General features: G+C 49.5%; 20 protein-coding genes. 10 read left to right on the top strand and 10 right to left on the bottom strand.

What is annotated here, in order from left to right; genetic code table 11:
- The 3 genes from P0Y67_RS06920 (at position 1) to P0Y67_RS06910 (ending at position 2,635) form a co-directional block, all read left to right on the top strand.
- Positions 1-684, top strand: a complete 684-nt coding sequence (locus P0Y67_RS06920; protein WP_342391282.1) for an urease accessory protein UreF — start codon at positions 1-3, stop codon at positions 682-684.
- Between the two features lie 9 nt (positions 685-693).
- Positions 694-1,317, top strand: coding sequence for an urease accessory protein UreG (gene ureG / locus P0Y67_RS06915; RefSeq protein WP_144409030.1), 624 nt, complete (start codon positions 694-696; stop codon positions 1,315-1,317).
- Between the two features lie 358 nt (positions 1,318-1,675).
- Positions 1,676-2,635, top strand: coding sequence for an alpha-amylase family glycosyl hydrolase (locus tag P0Y67_RS06910; RefSeq protein ID WP_342391281.1), 960 nt, complete (start codon positions 1,676-1,678; stop codon positions 2,633-2,635).
- Positions 2,636-2,900: 265 nt separating this feature from the next.
- On the opposite strand, the gene P0Y67_RS06905 is transcribed toward P0Y67_RS06910, so the two are convergent.
- Positions 2,901-3,818 carry a LysR family transcriptional regulator gene (locus tag P0Y67_RS06905; RefSeq protein WP_342391280.1) on the bottom strand — a complete coding sequence of 306 codons (918 nt, stop codon included), beginning with the start codon at positions 3,816-3,818 and terminating at the stop codon, positions 2,901-2,903.
- Positions 3,819-3,923: 105 nt separating this feature from the next.
- On the opposite strand from P0Y67_RS06905, the gene P0Y67_RS06900 reads away from it, so the two are divergent.
- Together P0Y67_RS06900 and P0Y67_RS06895 are read left to right on the top strand one after the other, a co-directional pair.
- A complete protein-coding gene (locus tag P0Y67_RS06900; protein WP_342391279.1) occupies positions 3,924-4,379 on the top strand; it encodes a DMT family transporter in 456 nt (151 codons plus the stop codon).
- A 34-nt stretch (positions 4,380-4,413) separates the two neighbouring features.
- A complete protein-coding gene (locus P0Y67_RS06895) occupies positions 4,414-4,929 on the top strand; it encodes a DMT family transporter (RefSeq protein WP_342391278.1) in 516 nt (171 codons plus the stop codon).
- 82 nt (positions 4,930-5,011) lie between these two features.
- Here P0Y67_RS06895 and P0Y67_RS06890 read toward each other — a convergent pair whose 3' ends face one another.
- The 3 genes from P0Y67_RS06890 to P0Y67_RS06880 all read right to left on the bottom strand — a co-directional run bounded on the left by P0Y67_RS06890 (position 5,012) and on the right by P0Y67_RS06880 (position 7,769).
- Entirely contained in the window at positions 5,012-6,268 is a 1,257-nt protein-coding gene (locus tag P0Y67_RS06890; RefSeq protein WP_342391277.1) for a cysteine desulfurase-like protein, read from the bottom strand.
- Positions 6,258-6,908: a 2OG-Fe dioxygenase family protein gene (locus P0Y67_RS06885; protein ID WP_342391276.1), complete on the bottom strand. Its 651-nt coding sequence runs from the start codon at positions 6,906-6,908 to the stop codon at positions 6,258-6,260. The genes P0Y67_RS06890 and P0Y67_RS06885 overlap by 11 nt, the downstream gene beginning before the upstream one ends.
- Positions 6,909-7,415: 507 nt before the next feature.
- On the bottom strand, positions 7,416-7,769 hold the full coding sequence (locus P0Y67_RS06880; RefSeq protein WP_342391275.1) for a hypothetical protein: 354 nt from the start codon (positions 7,767-7,769) through the stop codon (positions 7,416-7,418).
- Positions 7,770-7,905: 136 nt separating this feature from the next.
- Between P0Y67_RS06880 and P0Y67_RS06875 the strand changes: the two genes are divergently transcribed.
- Entirely contained in the window at positions 7,906-8,484 is a 579-nt protein-coding gene (locus tag P0Y67_RS06875; protein WP_342391274.1) for a DUF6942 family protein, read from the top strand.
- A gap of 158 nt (positions 8,485-8,642) precedes the next feature.
- Positions 8,643-9,809, top strand: coding sequence for a cation:proton antiporter (locus P0Y67_RS06870; RefSeq protein ID WP_342391273.1), 1,167 nt, complete (start codon positions 8,643-8,645; stop codon positions 9,807-9,809).
- Positions 9,810-9,816: 7 nt separating this feature from the next.
- On the opposite strand, the gene P0Y67_RS06865 is transcribed toward P0Y67_RS06870, so the two are convergent.
- Together P0Y67_RS06865 and P0Y67_RS06860 are read right to left on the bottom strand one after the other, a co-directional pair.
- Positions 9,817-10,329, bottom strand: coding sequence for a hypothetical protein (locus tag P0Y67_RS06865; RefSeq protein ID WP_051287776.1), 513 nt, complete (start codon positions 10,327-10,329; stop codon positions 9,817-9,819).
- Positions 10,330-10,480: 151 nt separating this feature from the next.
- Positions 10,481-10,873, bottom strand: a complete 393-nt coding sequence (locus tag P0Y67_RS06860) for a hypothetical protein (protein WP_342391272.1) — start codon at positions 10,871-10,873, stop codon at positions 10,481-10,483.
- Between the two features lie 395 nt (positions 10,874-11,268).
- Between P0Y67_RS06860 and P0Y67_RS06855 the strand changes: the two genes are divergently transcribed.
- The 3 genes from P0Y67_RS06855 to P0Y67_RS06845 all read left to right on the top strand — a co-directional run bounded on the left by P0Y67_RS06855 (position 11,269) and on the right by P0Y67_RS06845 (position 15,077).
- Positions 11,269-12,312 carry a GMP reductase gene (locus P0Y67_RS06855; protein ID WP_342391271.1) on the top strand — a complete coding sequence of 348 codons (1,044 nt, stop codon included), beginning with the start codon at positions 11,269-11,271 and terminating at the stop codon, positions 12,310-12,312.
- A gap of 393 nt (positions 12,313-12,705) precedes the next feature.
- Positions 12,706-14,013 carry a mechanosensitive ion channel family protein gene (locus P0Y67_RS06850; RefSeq protein ID WP_342391270.1) on the top strand — a complete coding sequence of 436 codons (1,308 nt, stop codon included), beginning with the start codon at positions 12,706-12,708 and terminating at the stop codon, positions 14,011-14,013.
- A gap of 278 nt (positions 14,014-14,291) precedes the next feature.
- Positions 14,292-15,077, top strand: a complete 786-nt coding sequence (locus P0Y67_RS06845) for a hypothetical protein (protein ID WP_342391269.1) — start codon at positions 14,292-14,294, stop codon at positions 15,075-15,077.
- Between the two features lie 95 nt (positions 15,078-15,172).
- Here the strand turns inward: P0Y67_RS06845 and P0Y67_RS06840 are convergent, their stop codons facing one another.
- The 4 genes from P0Y67_RS06840 to P0Y67_RS06825 are packed head-to-tail and all read right to left on the bottom strand — an operon-like array spanning position 15,173 to position 20,015.
- Positions 15,173-16,228 (bottom strand): hypothetical protein, encoded by a 1,056-nt coding sequence (locus P0Y67_RS06840; RefSeq protein ID WP_342391268.1) that lies wholly within the window; start codon positions 16,226-16,228, stop codon positions 15,173-15,175.
- Complete coding sequence (locus P0Y67_RS06835; RefSeq protein WP_342391267.1) at positions 16,225-17,016, bottom strand: VOC family protein; 792 nt, start codon at positions 17,014-17,016, stop codon at positions 16,225-16,227. The genes P0Y67_RS06840 and P0Y67_RS06835 overlap by 4 nt, the downstream gene beginning before the upstream one ends.
- Before the next feature lie 9 nt (positions 17,017-17,025).
- Positions 17,026-18,072: a ferritin-like domain-containing protein gene (locus tag P0Y67_RS06830; protein ID WP_342391266.1), complete on the bottom strand. Its 1,047-nt coding sequence runs from the start codon at positions 18,070-18,072 to the stop codon at positions 17,026-17,028.
- A gap of 14 nt (positions 18,073-18,086) precedes the next feature.
- Positions 18,087-20,015, bottom strand: coding sequence for a hypothetical protein (locus P0Y67_RS06825; RefSeq protein WP_342391265.1), 1,929 nt, complete (start codon positions 20,013-20,015; stop codon positions 18,087-18,089).
- Position 20,016 lies beyond the last annotated feature (1 nt).

The raw sequence follows: 20,016 nt of genomic DNA, 5'->3' as shown, positions 1-20,016 counted from the left end.
ATGGTTTCCCCTTTTTCTGATACCACGGCTGAGTTTCGGCTCTATCAGTTGATCAGCCCTTCCCTGCCAATCGGTGCTTTTACCTATTCGCAGGGACTGGAATGGGCGGTCGAACAAGGCTGGGTCCATGACAAAATCACCCTGGGGAACTGGCTCAGAGACATGCTGAGTCAAAGTCTGATCACCCTTGAACTGCCTGTCCTCAGACGGCTGTATCAGGCCTGGCAATGTGAAGACACTCAGGCGATAGCAAAATGGAATCAGTGGCTGTACGCAAGCCGGGAAACCAAAGAACTCAGGCAGGAAGAAAAACAGCGTGGGCAGGCAACGGCCACACTGCTGCAACAACTGGAGATACCGTTGCCACAACATGTGGGACTGGTAGGAGATAACCAGCTTTCCGGCTTTGCTCTGGCTGCCACGCATTGGGGAATAGAAATGGACGCGCTTTGTCGTGGCTACCTGTGGAGCTGGCTGGAAAATACCACTATGGCGGGCGTAAAACTCATCCCGCTGGGACAGACGGCGGGACAGCAACTACTGCTGGAACTGTCGTCCATGCTGGCGGAGGCAGTCGCACGTTCTGCAGCCATACAGGATGACGAAGTGAGCAGCTTCGCTCCGGCGCAGGCCATTGCCTCCAGCCGGCATGAAACCCAATACACACGCTTATTCCGTTCCTAAGGAGACATGATAATGGATTACAAACAACCACTTCGCATTGGCGTCGGTGGCCCGGTCGGCTCAGGCAAAACCGCCTTACTGGAGGTTTTGTGCAAGGCCATCCGTGATAAATACAACATCGCGGTGGTCACCAACGACATCTACACCCAGGAAGATGCCAAGATTCTGACCCGTGCCGAAGCACTGGATGCCGACCGTATCATAGGTGTGGAAACCGGCGGCTGTCCTCACACCGCGATACGTGAAGATGCCTCCATGAACCTGGCCGCTGTTGAGGAACTGGCAAAGCGCCACAAAACACTGGACGTGGTCTTCGTAGAAAGTGGCGGGGACAATCTCAGTGCCACCTTTAGCCCGGAGCTGGCTGATTTAACCATCTATGTCATCGATGTAGCAGAAGGGGAAAAAATACCCCGTAAAGGTGGCCCGGGAATTACCCGCTCCGATCTGCTGATCATCAACAAAATCGACCTTGCCCCGTACGTGGGAGCTTCTTTAGAGGTGATGGAGGCCGACACCCAGCGCATGCGTCCGACCAAGCCATATGTGTTTACCAACCTCAAAGAAAAACAAGGACTGGAAACCATCATCGAGTTTATTGAGACAGCAGGAATGCTGAAGAGAGCAAGCTAGCCTTTGACAGGGAAGCTTTTTAACGGGACAGGCACTTTTGCCAGAAAGGGCGCTGAGCTGATTATCAACAAAGAATGACCAAGCGTGGCAGCATAAAAGCTGTCACTCTTTCTTCCACTGATTAAAGCTCGCAAGAGGATCCATAAAAGGACGGACCCATAAAAGGACAGACACTTTACTTTAAAGCCCATAAAAGGACAGGCACTTCAAGACAGATTCTGCGGATTACCTGAAAGTTACAGCTGTCTCAATTACACCGCACTGTGCATCGCATCGATTTTTTCACTATCCGACTTCTCATCCAAACCGTCTTTTATATACTGTTCATACATCCAGTCATTTATTTGTGAACGCTTCCATGACAACAGCCAGACACCAGCAAATTTGCCTTGAAGCCACGGCCTATTACCACTGCATTTCCCGGTGTGTGCGCCGCGCTTTCCTCTGCGGACAGGATAAGGAGTCCGGTGTCAGTTATGAGCACCGCCGTAGCTGGGTTGAAGACAGGCTGTTTGCATTAGCAAAAGTGTTTTGCATCGACCTCTGTGCTTACGCCATCATGAGTAATCACTATCACCTTGTGCTGCATATTAACAAAGCCAAAGCCGACTCTTTGACTGACAGTGACGTCATTGATCGCTGGCTATCATTTCACAATCCTCCCGTCTTGATCCAACGCTATCTGCGGGGTGATATTCATACCCAGGATGAATACAACGCAGTCTGTTCCATCATTCAAACCTGGCGACAGCGTCTCTACAGCATCAGCTGGTTTATGCGGTTGCTCAATCAATTCATTGCTTCCGAAGCGAATAAAGAAGATGGCTGTAGCGGACACTTCTGGGAGGGACGATTCAAAAGTCAGGCCCTGCTGGATGATAAAGCACTGGCCGCGGCTATGGCGTATGTCGATTTAAACCCCGTCCGTGCCGGTATAGCTGAAACACCGGAAACATCAGACTTCACGTCAGTCCAATTCCGTCTCGATAACTTGCGCAATCCCAAAGCCAGTGTGGCTTACCTCTATCCTTTTATTGGCCAAAACAACAGCACGCAAGAAGGAATCCCCTATCATCTGGCGGATTATCTGGAACTTCTCGACTGGATAGGCAGGCATTTTCATGAAGGAAAAACGGGGCAGATCGCTCACGATGCGCCACCCATTCTTAAGCGATTAGGATTGAATAACTCTCACTGGCTTCGCACATACAAACGATTTGAGAAAGGCAATATGATTGGGGCAAAGTCATCAATGAAAGCCTGCCTGTCATTGGTAGGACGGAAACGAATTTCTGGCACTCAATTATCCACCAATTAAACCTTGATCGGTGAATCGTTACAAAGCTTCAGCATAAGATTTTAGATCGGGTCAACGCATCTCAAATCACTGCTCATTTTTACCGTTTTGCTAATTTTACGGGCTAGCCGCAACTTTCCCGGCACATCAGCCCTCACTTTTGTTATCAGTCCGAACCCTATCAGTCAGAATAGCTACCTCTGTTAATACACAACCAGTTAGATCACTAATTTGCCTGTCCCATTTAGGTTTCCCGTAAAAGTGCCTGTCCTCCTAAAAGCTACTCCTAAAAGCGATCCCAGCGCGGCTCATCGCCTCCCAACTTATCCACCAGATAGTCAATCAGCACCCTTACTTTCTCAGGTAAATGTTTACGTTCTGGAAACATGGCATACACAGCATGCAGCGGCAACACATAATCTGGCATTACCGGAATCAATTTCCCTGAAGCTAAATCCGCCCCCACGATAAAGGTCGGCATCTGACAAATGCCCAAGCCAGCAACCAAAGCATCTCGCAGCACTTCACTGTTATTGGCCTGGTAATTCCCTCTGGGCTGAATGCTCTCAACACCAGCAGGCCCGTCAAATCGCCATTCAGCACCACCACGAAAATAGCTGTAATACAGGCAGTTATGATTCTGTAAATCCGCTGGTGACTGTGGAGTACCGTGCTTTTCCAAATAGTGCGGAGCAGCGCAAAGCACACTTCGACAAGGCGCTAACCGCCGCGCAACGAGGCTGGATTCAGGTATATAACCAATACGTATAGAAAGATCATAACCCCCTTCGACCAGATCGACCATTTTGTCGTCCAGTGTCATCTCCAGCCGGATATCGGGATATCGTTGCAGAAACTCAGGGATCAACGGGCTGATGTGCAGGCGCCCAAACGTCATCGGGACAGTCACTTTTAGCAGCCCGCTAGGGTTGCCCTGTAAGTGGCCGAGTTTATCTTCAGCTTCACGAGCAAGCTGATAAGCGGCCCTGGCAGATTCAAAGTACTGCTCACCGGCATCGGTCAGGCTAAGGCTTCGCGTTGTCCTGTTCAGTAAACGCGTCCCCAGTTTCGCCTCAAGGTGATTGATACGTTTACTGACTGCAGATTTAGTGATCCCCAGCCGTTCAGCCGCTGCAGAAAAGCTGCCACATTCCACTACAGTGACGAAAACAGGAATAGCACTGAAAACATCGTTATCACGCATTTGTATACTATATCTCAACAGTGTTTTTCTATTTAACCCAATTATAAACCCCACAGGCACAATATAAAATCCATCTCAGAAACTACACAATGAGTTGGATTACCCATGCTGAAATTATCCCCTGCTCTGCTTGCGCTTTTTGCTGGTGCTATGTTGTCACTCCTGATTGTGCTCAACAGCCAGTTGGCCGCATACAGCTCTCCAATCTTGGCCTCCTGGGTTGCACATGGCATAGGTGCAGCGTTTGCTGGCTTGATATTGTGTGTCTGTCATCTTCGGAGTAAACCGACTCGCCCGGCAACCAAACCTGTTCCCAAGTGGGCTTATCTGGGCGGTATTCCCGGTGCATTTACCGTTATTCTGGCTGCGGCTACGGTGAATAGCCCGTTGGGCCTGTCGGGCTCTGTGGCTTTTATGCTGGTGGGACAGACACTTTTCGGGATGCTCAGTGATGTGTTCGGACTGATGGGCTCGAATAAAAGGAAAATTTCTTCTCAAGATTTAGCCGTGGTGTGCTGCATTCTCTCGGGCAGCATGCTGATCATTTTTACACCCAGCTGATTATTAAAATATTACTGATTAATGAGGATAAGCCATGTCCTGGTTCATTTTTCTTGCTGTACTCAACGGTATCTGTATTAGCCTGAGCCGCGTTTTGAACGGTCGGTTAAGTCTTGACCGCACTGCAATGCTCTCATCTTACTGGAACCACCTGATAGGGTTTATCTTTCTGTCATTACTTGTGCTGCTTGTTCATGGCAGCTCTTTCTCTTTACCACAAAATGCCCCATTAAGTGCTTACGCTGGGGGAGTCATTGGTGTGTTATTTGTGGCAATTAATAGCTTTGTGCTCCCCAGAATTGGAGCGATGCGAACAAGCTTGCTGGTGATCAGCGGGCAAATGCTGGTGAGTGTGTCACTTTCCCTGGTTTTGCTGTTCATAAAGGGACAGTCACTTTTGTCACTTTTAGATATGATCTGGCCAATCGCGGGAATGATATTGATTTTGTTCGGTGTGTATCTCAACCAGCAGCGTCAGGCCAACCCATACAGAAAACCCGATGCTGAGCTGGGGTGTCATGCACTCAACAAGAAAAAACCCGCGAGATAACGCGGGCTTTCATTCGTTCAGCTTAATGAATTAAGCCTGTGACAGTGTTCTGCAAATGGCAGTAATAATTGTTATTAATTGTTCAGAAACAGGATTCAGAAACAGGGTTCAAAAACGGCGCTAACGCTTCAAAAAGTCGATCAATTTCTGCTTGAGTATTGTAATGCATGAAACCAATTCGGACGACGCCGCCACTTTCAAGTACCCCTAACTGCTGGCACAAGCCTAACGCATAAAAGTGACCGTTCCAGACGCACATATTCTGTTGACTCAGGCGAGAGGCTATATCCGACGGCGGTACATTATCAATACGTATCGCAAAAGTCGGGGTGCGTTCTGCGAGCCGTTTATCATCCTCGATACCCAGCAAAGTCACATTGCTGAATTTCCTGACCCGGTTCAAAAAGTGCTGACTCAGCGCTTCTTCATGAGACTGATACTGAGAGTAACTGGCTGCCAGACGCTCACGTAAGCTGTCTTGCGGATCGCCCCATTGTGCCAGATAGTCAATCGCAGCCACTACTCCCGCCAAACCCTCAAAATTCTGGGTTCCCGTTTCAAAACGTCCCGGACCGATATCGGTAGCAGGTTCAACTTTATACGGCTTCAGAGTCTGCAGCCACTGAGGTGCCACATAAGCGATCCCCACATGCGGGCCAAAGAATTTATAGGCCGAACATGCCAGAAAATCACAGCCCAGTGCCTGCACATCCACCAGCTTGTGTGGAGCATAGTGCACGGCATCAACATAGACTTGCGCGCCGACACTGTGTGCGGCTTTAACAATACGTGCAACGTCCACCAGCGAGCCGGTTGTATTCGACGCATAAGTGACGGCCACCAGCCGCGTCTTATTATTCAGTAAAGACTCAAAGTGCTCATAGTCCAGTGTGCAGTCGGCTTCATTCACCCGAACCTGACGAACCAGTACCCCTTTGTCATCCGCCGCTTGCTGCCAGCTGGACACGTTCGAATAATGATCCAGGGACGTCACAATCACTTCGTCACCCTGCTGCCAGTCGCGTGAAATGGCACGACTGAGCTGAAAAGTCAGAGAGGTCATATTCGGACCGAAGACAATATTGTCGGGCGACGGTGCATTGAGCAAGGCCTGAACAGACTCACGCGCCTTTGCCATGAGTGACACTGTCACCTCGCTGGAGAAAAACGAACCGCCCAGATTGGCATTATATCGGCCAAGGTAATCCGTCATCGCCTGTAACACACTGGCAGGCACCTGTGCTCCGCCCGGCCCGTCAAAGAAATACACAGGTGCATCATTGATTTGTTGAGCCAGTGCGGGGAACTGCTGTCGAACACTCGAGACATCAAAGTGCATACTGGGTCTCCCGGGCTGTCAGAACAAACAGATCCATGTAGCCTTGTTGATCTTTCTTCACAGCCTTAATCGGACGCGCATTATGCCAGAGCTGATCATCGGCCAGAATAGCGACCTCACCCTGCTCGAGCGCCATGCTAAGAAAAGGCAGTTGATTTTTGTTTTTGTAGACCAGAAACTCACCGCCCTCGATGTTTTCACGTCCAATCCCAATCACAGCAATGTGATTAAAACCATCCTGATGCACCCCTTCTGGCGCAACCTGAGTCTCACCCTCCAGCGCAGCAATACGGATCTGATGAATTTCAATTTCCTGATCATCTGATAAGGCATTGGCACGCTTGAACACTTCACACATTTCACGCATCCCGGCACTAAAAAGTATCTTGTCTTCCAAAGGCTCAAAACTGCGGCTGACATTGCCCTGAAAGTGGTTAATGTCGTCAGATTGCACAAAGGCCCTGGGCGGCATGTGCTGCACGCCATTGGCGGTCGCTTTCACAATGGAATAACGGCGAAGACGGTACTCGCCATCTGCGTGCCCGGTTTTAGGCAAATGATTGAACGAAGGGGAAAGCTCATTGATAGCCTGCCCGCTTAGTTGTGTGAGTTGAAAAGTACGATCCAGTGAAACATTCATTGCATCAGCTCCTCTTAGCAGCGCCTTATCCCTAGCCGTCCGCAACTGTGTCGGACGCTCTCCCGTTTGCAGCAAACCACAAACAAGAGATTAACAATTCAGTTACAAGCTAGAGTAAAGGAAAATTCGACAAAGCCAAGACCTAGCAGATATAAACTTCACACAATAGATAAAATTAAGAACATTTAACCATATAAGTGAATATGACTGGCCTAACAATCTAGTATTTCAATCTGGCTTCACGGAAAAGCAGTGTTCTTTGCTAGGAAAAATCGTAACCATCTGATTTTAAAAGCTTATTACTTTGATACTTGAGTTGCGGCACCGCTGTGAACTCATCTAAAAACCAGCATAAAATACCGTTTGTGATATGTATCCCACCAAAAATATTGATTATCTGTGCATGTACAGAGGAAGTAAAAACGCAGAATGTAAAAAACCTCCTGCCATTTCTGACAGAAGGTCTGTAAATCTGGAGGATAATGAACGGAACAGTCTGATGGCAGCTTAAGGGCGATATGGGGTATAAACGTAATTATCACCAGATTTTTTATAAAATGCGTTATCAATAATGGCATAGGTAATACCAGATACCACAGCAAAGGTGACCAATTCGGGTAAATTGGTTCGGTGATACTCCCTGCGTGGGCGTTCCTTAATAACGACAACCTCATGATGGTGATAATGTCTGGCCGGTTTACGATGATGATGGTGTCTGTGCTTATGTTTATGCTTATAGTATTTTTTATAACCATGATCATAACCATGGTCTCTGCCACCGTGATCTCTGCCGCCATGAGCAAAGCTGGTTACTGGTGCAATCAGAGACAAGCACAAGATACCAATCCATAGAGTTTTCATATAACACTACCTGTTTTTCTGCATATGTGTACAGCGTACATATAGCTTGGTAAAGCAGTGTCAACCGCAAGTAAACCTTAAGTAAAATCGCGCTTACATTCACTCAACATACTGCATACAAAGAAGATCGACACAGATGCCTGAAAATACAAACACTTTCGCCGAAGATAGCACGCAACGCCTCATCGGGCTGGGATGTCCCGACTTTTCCTTAGCCGCTTATATCGAAAACCGGCCAGACATGCCCGGGATGGCATATCTGGATCAATTACAGCCAGCTGCTTCAGGCGAAATACAGGCTATCGGCCAGGCGTGCGGCAACGGTTGGCGAAAAGTGTTCAATGTGTACGCTAAGCTGATTTATGCCCTCGACAGCAAGGTGTTTCCTCATTCAACGAACGCCCCGAGTTGGCAGTCATTCAGAGATGATTTCCTTCTCCAGCAATCCAGCCAAACCGCGCTGTTATTCAACCCGCCCGTTCTTGATACATCAGATTCAGCCCCTCGCTACCACATCATTATGGGAAGAACCTACGCCAAGAAACTGATCCACGAGGAGAAACTGACTGTGCCTCTCATCTGGCTGGATAATGAATTCGCAATAAACCGCGAGCACAGGCTGGTCATCTGTCCCTACTTTGATTATCGCCAGCTCTCCAATAGCAAAATAGATCGATTGGCGAGTATCCTAGCCGGATTTGCCCGCCACATATAAAAGTGTCTGTCCCGATATGGCATCCGATTAGCCCGTCACAATAGTGTCTGTCCCGTTAAAGCAATATCCGATTTGCCGGTCGCAATAGTGTCTGTCCCACTAAAGCATCTATGCTTTTAAGGGATCAACAAGCCTGATTGCTGTCGTATGGGTGCTGTATGTTAAATGAACTGCAAACCATGATTTTCGAACTCGGGATCATTGTGGTCAGTTCAGCGTTAATAGGCACAATGTTCCTGTATGCCCGCCAGCCTATTATCCTGGCGTACATAGTTGCCGGCATTGCCCTTGGCCCTAGTGGGTTAGGCTTGCTGAATGACAGCGACAGAATCATCCAGTTCGGCCAGTTCGGTGTCATCCTCTTGCTGTTTCTGCTGGGCCTGAACCTGCAACCTTTCAAGCTGCTGAGTCTCTTTAAAGAAAGCGCCCTGATCACACTGGGGACCTGCTGTCTCTTCTTTCTGGTGACACTGGGATTTAGCTTGCTGATCGGCCTGTCACTTGGCGATTCGCTTGTGGCAGCCGCCGCACTGATGTTCTCAAGTACCGTCATAGGGTTGAAATTGATTCCGACCACCACTCTTCACCATCAGCGCGTGGGGGAAGTCATGACCAGCGTGTTACTGATACAGGACATGCTGGCTATCATTGTGATTCTGTTCCTGAATGTGCGTGAGCCTGATGCCATGATCAGCGCCTTTGTACTCATCCTGCTGAAATTAGGATTGCTCTGCCTGCTGGCGTATTTAGGCGTCCGCTATCTGGTGCTCCCCCTGTTTCGTCGTTTTGATGTGATTCAGGAATACACCTTTGTTACCGCACTGGCATGGTGCCTGCTGTGGGCGGAAACGGCTCACCTGGCTGGTTTATCCTATGAAATCGGGGCATTCGTCGCCGGGCTGTCCATTGCAATCAGTCGGGTTTCGCAAGCCATTTCCCTGCACCTGAAACCTTTGAGGGAGTTTTTTCTGATTCTGTTTTTCTTCGCGGTGGGCGCAAAAATGGATATCACACAAGGTGGGACTATGTTGCTGTGGGGCGGCCTGTTCGGGGTACTGCTGGTGGCAGTAAAAGCAGCTGGATTCATTGTTGCATTGAAGCTGGCCAAGGAAAAAGCGCCTCAGGAACTGTCTGCCCGGCTCAGCCAAGCCAGCGAGTTTTCACTCTTGCTGGCTTATTCTGCCTTAACCGCCGGTCTGGTTTCCGATCAGGGCATGCTCTTTATTCAAGCCGCGACACTCACTACTTTCATCCTGTCCACTTACTGGGTAGTGAGCCGCTTTCCTACGCCGATTTCAAGCGTGAGCGATCTGCGCAAAGACTGAACACACGTCAGGCGGCCTGACGCTGACATTGCATAGAAAAATGATTCTGCGGGGTAATGTGATACCACATTTCGAACTGCGCTTTGTTTTTTCCTTTCATCACAGGCTGCAGGAAAATACGGTAACCCATGAGATCGCGTTGCGCATCATAGCCAAAAGGATTGGCCTGATTGGGATCTGACAGTATTTCCCGTTTCATTGATAACGGTTTTAAACGGTATTCACCTTCCAGTGACTCAAGGTGATAGTCGACAAACAGGTTGAATTCCAGTTCAGTTTTGCCTTGATCCTGATAGCGAATCCATTCTTTAGAATTAACTTTGCCATCGTGATGAAAATCATAATTCACCCAGCTCTCTTCCTTGTCCGATGCCTTCTCATCCGGAAGACACTGCCACTTCCCCACCAACTCTGACATGGATGCCAGCTCCGTGGTGGCATGCGCAGCGCTGACCAGCCCAAACTGAGTCGCCAGCAACAAAGAGACGGCCAGATATCTGCCCTGCGTCCATGAGTTCATCCATTCACCTACATGATTATTGTCAGATTCGTTTACTAACATAGCGAACTTAAGATAATGTCTCCACAAGCTTTTACCAAAATCAGACATTAAAAAAGGAGCCATCGCTCCTTTTAAATATTCAGTCGTCATTCGGGCCATTGTTCAGCGCCTAAGATGACTTAGCCTGAAGCTGCCCGGTATGCGTTGCGGCCTGGGTTTTCTCACCGCTGACCGGCTTGTTTTCCAGCCTTTCTGCAATATTGGCCAGCAAATGCTTAACCGGCACAATCGGTCCCATCATATTGACCCGCATCGCAGACCCCACGGCCCCCAAATGCAACTCCGAGACGTCAGAGGCCGAGTAGTTGTACTTATAGTTGAACTTGTCGATCGCCAGATGAAGCAGATCAAACTCCTTCCGGTGACAAGAAATATATGCGCGCCAATACATAGCATCCAGAACTTCATCAGACGAGTAAGCCCGCAGAATAAAGCGCCAGCTGCCATCTTCACCGTAGAAATCCAGCGGGAATATCTGTTTTGTTTTTCTTTTATTAAACAAGGTAAATCGATCCACTTAGCCAGCGAGACTCATAGGATTATCCAAGGATTGAAACAGATTGGAAGAGAAAAATGATAAATTTGACATTCGGATTCAGGAAGTCATCCGCGTCTGGTTATGAAGTGATTTGAGTGCTTGAGGATTCGCCAAAACGCCACCTGATTGTAGCAATTGGAGTGAAACGTCTGGATGCAATCTTCGGGAGGATACCATAAAAAAAATGCATTTTTCAGGCTTGTAGAAAAAATAACTGCGCCTATAATGCTGAAAACCGGAGCGTCTGCCAACGCTCCGGTTTTTTTGTGCCTGCTCTTCAGGAAATTTGCTATCTGCCAATAGCGCATAACTGACGAGCAATATCCGATAGTCACAGTGAAGATAAAGAAGGAACTTCCATGCGTATCGAACAAGACCTGAAACTGGGATTCAAAGATGTACTGTTTCGCCCGAAACGTTCAACCCTGAAAAGCCGATCTCAAGTTGAATTAACCCGCGATTTTACATTCAAGCATAGCGGCCGTCAATGGTCAGGCGTCCCCATTATTGCCGCCAATATGGATTCAGTCGGCAGCTTTGACATGGCAAAAGCACTGGCAAAACACAATGTCATGACCGCCATTCACAAACACTATACGGTTGAGGACTGGGCCGGTTTCATCAAAGAAAACCCGGCTGATGTACTCAAACACGCCATGGTTTCTACCGGTACATCAGATGCGGATTTTCAGAAAACCAAAGACATCATGGCGCTGACCGACGATCTGATGTTTATCTGCATCGATATTGCGAACGGTTACTCTGAGCACCTGGTCGAGTACGTGGAAAAAGTCCGTACCGCATTCCCTGATAAAGTCATCAGCGCCGGTAACGTCGTCACTGGCGACATGGTCGAAGAGCTGATTCTGGCCGGTGCAGACATCGTCAAAGTGGGGATCGGCCCGGGTTCAGTGTGCACCACTCGCGTGAAAACCGGTGTCGGCTACCCGCAGCTGTCTGCCATTATCGAATGTGCAGACGCCGCGCACGGCCTGGGCGGACAGATCATTGGTGACGGCGGTTGCACCTGTGCCGGTGATGTCTCTAAAGCCTTCGGCGGCGGTGCCGATTTCGTGATGCTGGGCGGTATGCTGGCTGGCCACGAAGAAAGCAACGGCGAAATCGTTGAAAAAGACGGCCAGCAATTCATGAAATTTTATGGCATGTCATCTCAGAGCGCGATGGACAAGCATTCCGGCGGTGTTGCCAACTACCGTGCCGCTGAAGGAAAAACCGTACTATTGCCTTACCGCGGCCCAGTAGAATACACCATCCAGGATATCATGGGCGGCGTGCGCTCAACCTGCACCTACGTTGGCGCGGCGAAGCTCAAAGAGCTCACAAAACGCACCACTTTCATCCGTGTTCGTGAGCAGGAAAATAACGTGTACGGGAAAGAGTGATTCGGTTTTCCCGATGTATTTGAGGCCGCTTTTGAGCGGCCTTTTTTGTATCCAAAAACGCCGAGTGTCTACAAAGTGTCTACACCTGGGAATGTTTCAATGTCCTCTCACCTTGATTATCCAAACATTTATGTCTGCTCATTTCAATAATCTAATACGGTGAAACAACTACCACGGCCGTGTGTAATAAGCGTATGTATTTCGATAGCCGATACAGAAATTTAGGACCGGGACTATTTAGTGACACAACACGAAGCGAATAATTAAATAAAAGCGAATACCTCCTCAATCCTCGCCCTCCCCACCAAGATTTAACATTTCCCCTCATGTTGAAAAGCCGCTATCCATGCTACATTGACGGCCTGTTTGTGATTTATGGCAGCACTATTTTTCATGCTTACTGAATGGTTTACTTCTCACAATATTAATGTCGATCAACTGATTGATCTCGGCGAGGCGCTGGGGTTGATCGCCGGTATCTCTGTCGTAATTCATTTCATACTGCACCGCGGTGTGATTCTGTGGCTGAACCGGTTCACCGGGCACAGCGAAACGCTCTGGCATCAGGCGGTATTTGGCAAGAAACTCTTTAGTCGGTTTGCCTTGCTGATTCAGGGCATTGTGATTGCGGTGCAAACCCAGTTATGGCTGTCTGGTGACAGTGCCGTGTATGAGATTTTGCAAACCTTCACGTCACTGTGGATCGTGCTGTACAGCTTGCTGACACTCTACGCGGTACTGGGTGTTATTGAAGTGCTGTTAAGCCGGACGCAGGCTGGCCGTAATATGCCGTTGCGAGGCATTTCTCAGAGTCTGAAAATCATCTTTTTTGTGGTTGCGGCCCTGCTGAGTACCTCGATTTTGATCGGCAAATCTCCGGTCATACTGCTCAGCGGTCTGGGTGCGATGACCGCGGTGATCATGCTGGTGTTTAAAGATCCGATCCTGGGGCTGGTTGCGGGCATCCAGTTATCCGCCAATAAAATGCTCAGTGTGGGTGACTGGCTGGAAATGCCGAAATACGGCGCCGACGGTGATGTGATTGATATCAGTCTGACCACAGTGAAAGTGCAGAACTGGGATAAAACCATTACCACGATTCCAACCTACGCGCTGATTTCTGATTCATTTAAGAACTGGAAAGGCATGCAACAGTCGGGGGGACGCCGTATTAAGCGCAGCGTGCTGATTGACGCCACCAGCGTACATTTTCTGGCCGACAATGAGATTCGCTATCTGGAAAAAGTCCAGCTGCTCGAACCTTACATCAAGCATAAAGTGGCAGAGATCAATCAGTACAACGAACAAAAGCAGTCGGATTTAGGCTGCCGCATCAATGGCCGTCGCTTAACGAACCTTGGCAACTTTCGTGCGTATCTGGAACGCTACCTTCGCCAGCACCCTAATATTCACCAACACATGACCTTGATGGTGCGTCAGTTGCCGCCTTCACACGAAGGGATATCGCTGGAGATTTACTGCTTTACCAATACCACTGTCTGGGTGGAATACGAGCAGATCCAATCGGATATTTTTGATCACCTGTATGCCGTACTGCCCGAGTTCGGATTGCGCGTTTCACAAGCGCCAACCGGCAGTGATTTTCGCGAATGGCACTATGCCAGAAGCACAGTCACACCGCAGAATATGGCATCCGATACGCGATCCGCGCAGGTAGCTGAACCGATGAAGATGAATTAAAGAGGCGCAAATCAGTCAGGGCAGGCTGAATCTGTCTGTCCTGACTGAATCTGGTCATGATACAAAAGTGTCTGTCCCTTTAAATTCATCCCGTTACTTCTGAGTCACAAAAGTGTCTAGCTTGGCCATTACACAAAAGTGCCTGTCCCGTTAATTTCTGTCATCTGGGTACCAGAACGACGTTGAATTATTCGGCCAGCTTCACTAAATTCTGATCAAAGAACTGCCAGTCAAATCACCTGTGATAGCCTGAACCGTCGAATCTTTGGAGAGTCATGATGGTTAAATTTTTATTTCTCGCACTTTCGTTTTTTATCGTATTTAACGTACATGCTGAGGCTGGTAACGCACATGCTGGTTACACGAAAATAGATGAAGTGGACGGCAAGATGGTCAGTTACTTTAATTTTCGTGCCGAAAGTATCACTGAAAATCAGGCCATTACCTCTTTTTATCCGCTATCTATCCAAAGTTTTTCGAATGTCTCTCAACGAAGAAAAAGCCTTGCCGTGATTGCAGAAAATCTCTCTCAGACAGCATCCAATGATTATTTGTTGCAGTTCAGCAATGACGAAATAGATGGTGATATCCTGTTTTACTTAACCTATGGCTTAGGCATTCTGAGTACCCGGGAAGAATTAGTTCAGGGCGTGACACTCACATCCAATGATGCCTTCAGGGTGAAAGCAAAGCTGAATGAAACATTTCAGCAGGTGTCTGAAAAATTAACGGCGAGAAATTTTCTCTCGTCCCTGACACGGTCAAAATCAGGCAACCTGGCGGTCTATTTCGACTGGGAAGGCGATTGCAGTCAGATGGAAGCAACAACGACAGCGACGATTCCGGTTAATGACGTAGATGTGAAAATGACCGTTTGGTGTGATGCAAAATCCAATGCATTAACTGCCACGCCCAATTCACGTGAAGGACTACAGTCTGTCTTTGACATATTTTCGATGAACGAATGGGCCACCATACAACTGCCGCAAACTCAGCATGAGGTCAGATTCTGGGTGGCAGGATTTCAGCAAAGCTGGGCATCGGCGAATCAGAAAGACCTGTAACCTGAATCGGGACAGACGATATAGCCAGCCTGTCCCGATAATCTTACTGTCCCAGCCACCACAAAAGTGCCTGTCCCGTTATATTCTCTGACTCTTCAATCACTCGATGGTCTGAGGCGCGGCGCTTTCAAATCACTCCAGACACCAGCGCCGCGTTTTGCCGGTATGGCCTGCAATGCTTTGTTGTCCTGTTGCTCCTGATACGTAAACAACTGGCACTTGGGTAAAGGTTGTGCCGTACACATCTGGCCGACTTTATCCCAGGTATCTGCTGCCTGAGGCCGCTGTTTACGAAAACTGGTGTAGTTCTGGCTGACAATGGGGGCTTTCGCAGTTTGCGAATCCCCTGAAAAGTAAAAAGACTGCGGATGTCTGTACCATTCGCCAGTCGCGGCGTCAGGCGACAGTGCTTTATTGAATGCATAACCAAACAAGATAGGTTCTGGTCCTTGCAGGGTCAGTGCATAGGCTTGTACTGATCCATTCAGCAGCGCGCTTCGGTTCGCGCTATACGGTAAGTGCTTGATGAAATCCCGTCTCGGCGGATGATTTTGCGGCGAGAACAAACAACATTCCGGCATATCGGCTGGTCTGTCTTCCGGATAGGTCAGGAAATACGCCTTGTTTCCGAGAGACACAAACGAGCAGGAATACTCGTTATTTTCTATCGGGAAAATGGGCAGGCAGTATTTGTGGTACTGCTCCATCATCGCCCCTTCGCCATCGCCGTCTGCAGGCCGGTAAGTACTGTCGTAATAGGTAGTACCGTATGAAACCGTATAATCCTGCGGACTCAGTGTGGCAGGGGGATTGGTATAAGGCGGCGGATTGTTTGCATAGTTCTGGAACACCCGAAACATGGTCCAGTCACTGATCCAGTATTCCGGGTACTGAGGATCACTCGGATCGCCCGCCTGGCGCTGTGGTAGGCATTTAGACGCTGGCTGGCAGCCAAAGTCATTATGCACACCCATGGTGAAATACACATCCGGGGCATCACCATTGTCGGCAGCCAAAACGGCGCTACTCATGACGACGGCAGCCAAAGCGCCGACTGCCAAAGCCCCAGGACTCAAGACGCCAACAGTGAAAGCGCCGAAAATCCGGCCACCTAGCAGCAAACCTCTTCTTTCGATACACAATGAACTCATGGCTTCACTCCCTGAATCCGGCGAATTAGTCCCAGTTGATTCCGCTGCGGGTCGGTAAACATGGCAATCGATACCCTTTCATCCCCTAATGGCACAGTAACTTCCGGCATGATCACTTCACCGCCCATCAGGCCAATTTTCTCTAAACTGAGGGCTATATCGTCCACCCGGATATAAAAACCGGCGTAGGAATTAAACCCGGGCTGCTCACTGACTTTCGCAATACCGCCGCTCAGTGTCGCGTTCCGGCCGGTGCTGATGGTATAAAAAGGCGCTTCCGAAGAGCCCGTCAGCTCAATCGTCCACTCAAACAAGGGCTGATAAAAGCGCGCGACCAGCTCCGTAGGATGTGCTGTCACTATTTCATTGAAATCAAAAGGCGTTCCGGGAAGCGGAACCACTTGCCCGGCTCGGGTCACAGGCTCCATTACACCGAAGTGGTTTCCCTGCGGATCGCACAGCACAGCCAGGCGGTACTGCCATTCACCGAGAGAAGAAGCCGTTGCGGGCATCACGATCTGAGCGCCAAACGATACCGCTTTTGGCAAGAATGCATCGATCTCCTCAACCTGAATATAAAACAGTGTGTTCTGGGAAAACCCCGGCTCGTCCGAGGTTTTTGTCAGCAGACCAACCGGCGCACAGCCCGGTGTTGGAGAACGGATGGCGTACAGCGTTCCCTGATCATCAATTCTCTGAAACCGCCAGCCAAAGACCTCGCCATAAAAATGGCTGAGGTCAAAGGGTGCTGGCGTGACAATCTCGTGGAAAATAAACGGATTCGTCATACACCAGCCTCACACGTTGGTTGCGACATACTGAAATGGCGGTGCGGCAAACTCGCCATTGCCTAAGTCAATCGTGACCATTTTCTGTACACTTAATCGCAGTTCATACATCAGCCCCATGGCATGATCCAGCTGCTGCGGCTCACCGTTAAAGGTGTGATGCAATGAGTTCAGCAAAGAAGAGTAGGTGTAATTGGTTTGATCCGCGTAGCGCCGGGCCGTACTGCCCTCAGGGTAATCCTGCGCCTTGGCATTATGCCGCAGGTTATACACATCCTCAGGATTCAGCGGCACGGGTTCGCCGCTAAATGACCAGCCGACCGGTGAACTGGCATCTTTGACCAGGCGCTTACCATAATAAATTTCGGCGAAGCGGTAATAATGTGCCAGTTCGCCTTCTTCATCCGTCGGGGATTTACTGCTGCCCTCACCCTGCTCAACAATCAGTTTGAGTGCGCTGCAAGCGGTTTCCACATCCGTCACGGCCCACAGTTCATCCGATGGAAACCACTTGGTGTCGGCCAACTGGCGGCTGGGATCGCCAGTAAAAATACCCTCGCCCAATTGCACGATTTTGTCGATGATCGCCTGATAAAACTCACCAATCGTGGCGTAATTGGCATCCGCCTGAAGCAAACTGGTAACAGGTATATCAATGGGGTTTTCCGGCTCTTCAATCGCCATGAACACAGTTTTCACCTGCTCTTTTGTCAAAGGTGCCAGGGTGGCAATTAACCCTCTGTCTTCGCCCACCCCCATGGGCAACGGACCGGGAAACGTCGGGACAAAATCGGGCTTGTTGATTTGCGGCGCACCACCAATTGCATTGAGGACATTACAGGCGATGCTCATGTGCAGCATTTCTTCGATCACCACACTACGGACTATATTGCCGGCTTCGACATTCTGCGCCTGTTTCAGCGAAAACATTCCGGTCAGATACACAGGCACAGTGGCGTGTTCAAGTTCGATCGCGCTTTGCAGATACTCACGCAATTCGCTCACTTCGGAAATATCATGAATTTTATCAATGATTTGTCTTTTGAGTTTCAACATGTTCGTACCCGCCCTTAATCTTGTTGAGTGAGGTTACGGCGATACTGCTCCGCAGCCAGTTCTTTTGAACCTTTGATATCTTGTGATGACTCCGCTTCCAGGCTGGCTTTTGCCAGTGGCGAGCTGATTTCACAAGAGGCACAAGGCTCTATGGGTAAAGGCGCGTCGTTCTGTCCTCTTCGCAGCAGGTAATTGCCGTTGGCATCCTGCTCGCACAGCCACTTGAGCACCATTTGTCGCTTAGGCTCGGAAAGATCACGGGTGACAGGCATGTAATTCGGATCGCTCTGCTCGCGGGAGAAAGCCAGCTCCAGCAGATTGCGGAATCTCACCATAGAATCGTAACTGCTGAGATTAACCAGCATGCGGCCCATGATCGGGTACAGGTTGTTGTACTGACTCATAATGGGCTTGATGTCATCCCAGGTGGGTTTATCGGGCACGGTAAATTTGTCAAAGACCAGATTGGCAATAAAATCAAACATCTGCTGGATATAACCCGGATCACTGACTGGTATGTAACTGAGTAAATACACCTGGCCGTCGATATATTCTCTGGGATTACCCGGCGCCGAAACGCTGTAACCATAATGCGCCCTGCCGTGTGAGTCGGTGGCGACTGTCTGGCCGAGAGCAATAGCAGATGCCGGGATGTTGATGACAGGAATAGGCACATCTGCCGGTTGCGGGCCGCCGCCCCCCATACCTTTTGCCGGTGGCTGGAGCGTCACCGCAATCTTTTCTCCGGCGGCAGGAATACCATAACGGGACGCGTACAGATCAACCGACACAGGCACAGCCGGATTTAAGCGATGGACAACCTGATCGGCCCGCACCAGCAGCCCTTGCGCCGTTTCCCGGATCAGCACACCGTTGTTGTCGGTGCTCAGCAGCGCCAGCGGCTGGCACTGTATTTTCTTAAGCAGGGTCGGGTCAATATCAGTCACATTGAACAGGGCCCCTTCAGCATTGAGCCAGTCCGGTGTCAGATAAGGGATCGCACCGCCAATCGGGGTAAACTGATTGCCAGAAATCAGCTGAGTGTCGCCTTCCTTGATGTTCTCAAAAGGCGGTTCTAATACCACCAGCTGCATCTTGCCAAGATCAACAAAAGCGCCGTTATTACCAGACAGTGGCAACGCATTACTGAAGTCGACACACAGGTTGCGGTTGGTGGCATCCACCTGGGCATTAAAGAAGTTAATATTCTGCGTAGTGCTCTCGCCGTTGGCTGGCGCAAAACGACGCCCGAGTACAAAGGTATCCGGCTCAAAATCTAATGCCGGGCCAATCACCCCGCTGACGCGGCCAATGGTAAAGTCCGAATTCTTATGATCCATGTTGTAGCTGTACAGCATCATGCGGACAGACAATTTTCCAACCTGCTCTGTCATTGCTTTCAGCTGCTGAAGAAAGGGGGAATGGCTGCTATCAACCCAGCTCAGATCCTCCAGTACCGATTGATAAATCGCCGTGGCGGCCTGATCGCCGGCACCGCCGCCCTGCTGCCTGCCGAATAAAATGTCACGGAATGGCGCAGGTAAAAAACGCCCTGCCACGAAATCAGGCGTCTTGCCGTCCGTCAGCCGCATGGTCAGCCCCCAGATTTCAGAGACCATCTGCATCTGCGGATCCAAGTCCACCATTTTGGCACTGACCAGATCATTAGAACCGCCCAGCAGCATGCCGATAACAGGATCTTTCGCCGGATCACTGGTGGTTGTGCCGTCCTGATAGCCGACCTGCGTCACTCTGCAGTCGATCAAACGAAACGCACCGGAACCACAGGGATTCCACCAGCCATTGATCGCGCCCTTGCCGTACTCCTGATACTCAGGTACGAACTTGTCGACATCAAAATGACGCACATCGTTATTGACGGTCGATACGTCCGACTGAAACCGGCCGGAAAACACCATCCGCAAGTTATTTAAGTAGCTCATA

This window comes from Photobacterium sp. SP02, from assembly GCF_038519165.1.
Lineage (GTDB): Bacteria > Pseudomonadota > Gammaproteobacteria > Enterobacterales > Vibrionaceae > Photobacterium > Photobacterium halotolerans.
Note: the sequence above shows the minus strand (reverse complement) of the source record. Positions and strands in the feature narration are given on the sequence as shown.

Excerpts from the sequence above, each read along its gene's own strand:
- P0Y67_RS06905 (WP_342391280.1), bottom strand. The coding sequence starts at position 3,818 with ATGCGTGATAACGATGTTTTCAGTGCTATTCCTGTTTTCGTCACTGTA.
- P0Y67_RS06830 (WP_342391266.1), bottom strand. The coding sequence starts at position 18,072 with ATGTTGAAACTCAAAAGACAAATCATTGATAAAATTCATGATATTTCC.
- P0Y67_RS06855 (WP_342391271.1), top strand. The coding sequence starts at position 11,269 with ATGCGTATCGAACAAGACCTGAAACTGGGATTCAAAGATGTACTGTTT.
- P0Y67_RS06865 (WP_051287776.1), bottom strand. The coding sequence starts at position 10,329 with ATGAACTCATGGACGCAGGGCAGATATCTGGCCGTCTCTTTGTTGCTG.
- P0Y67_RS06840 (WP_342391268.1), bottom strand. The coding sequence starts at position 16,228 with ATGAGTTCATTGTGTATCGAAAGAAGAGGTTTGCTGCTAGGTGGCCGG.
- P0Y67_RS06825 (WP_342391265.1), bottom strand. The coding sequence starts at position 20,015 with ATGAGCTACTTAAATAACTTGCGGATGGTGTTTTCCGGCCGGTTTCAG.
- P0Y67_RS06835 (WP_342391267.1), bottom strand. The coding sequence starts at position 17,016 with ATGACGAATCCGTTTATTTTCCACGAGATTGTCACGCCAGCACCCTTT.
- P0Y67_RS06875 (WP_342391274.1), top strand. The coding sequence starts at position 7,906 with ATGCCTGAAAATACAAACACTTTCGCCGAAGATAGCACGCAACGCCTC.
- P0Y67_RS06845 (WP_342391269.1), top strand. The coding sequence starts at position 14,292 with ATGGTTAAATTTTTATTTCTCGCACTTTCGTTTTTTATCGTATTTAAC.
- P0Y67_RS06920 (WP_342391282.1), top strand. The coding sequence starts at position 1 with ATGGTTTCCCCTTTTTCTGATACCACGGCTGAGTTTCGGCTCTATCAG.
- P0Y67_RS06900 (WP_342391279.1), top strand. The coding sequence starts at position 3,924 with ATGCTGAAATTATCCCCTGCTCTGCTTGCGCTTTTTGCTGGTGCTATG.
- P0Y67_RS06895 (WP_342391278.1), top strand. The coding sequence starts at position 4,414 with ATGTCCTGGTTCATTTTTCTTGCTGTACTCAACGGTATCTGTATTAGC.
- P0Y67_RS06850 (WP_342391270.1), top strand. The coding sequence starts at position 12,706 with ATGCTTACTGAATGGTTTACTTCTCACAATATTAATGTCGATCAACTG.
- P0Y67_RS06890 (WP_342391277.1), bottom strand. The coding sequence starts at position 6,268 with ATGCACTTTGATGTCTCGAGTGTTCGACAGCAGTTCCCCGCACTGGCT.
- P0Y67_RS06910 (WP_342391281.1), top strand. The coding sequence starts at position 1,676 with ATGACAACAGCCAGACACCAGCAAATTTGCCTTGAAGCCACGGCCTAT.
- P0Y67_RS06885 (WP_342391276.1), bottom strand. The coding sequence starts at position 6,908 with ATGAATGTTTCACTGGATCGTACTTTTCAACTCACACAACTAAGCGGG.
- P0Y67_RS06880 (WP_342391275.1), bottom strand. The coding sequence starts at position 7,769 with ATGAAAACTCTATGGATTGGTATCTTGTGCTTGTCTCTGATTGCACCA.
- P0Y67_RS06870 (WP_342391273.1), top strand. The coding sequence starts at position 8,643 with ATGTTAAATGAACTGCAAACCATGATTTTCGAACTCGGGATCATTGTG.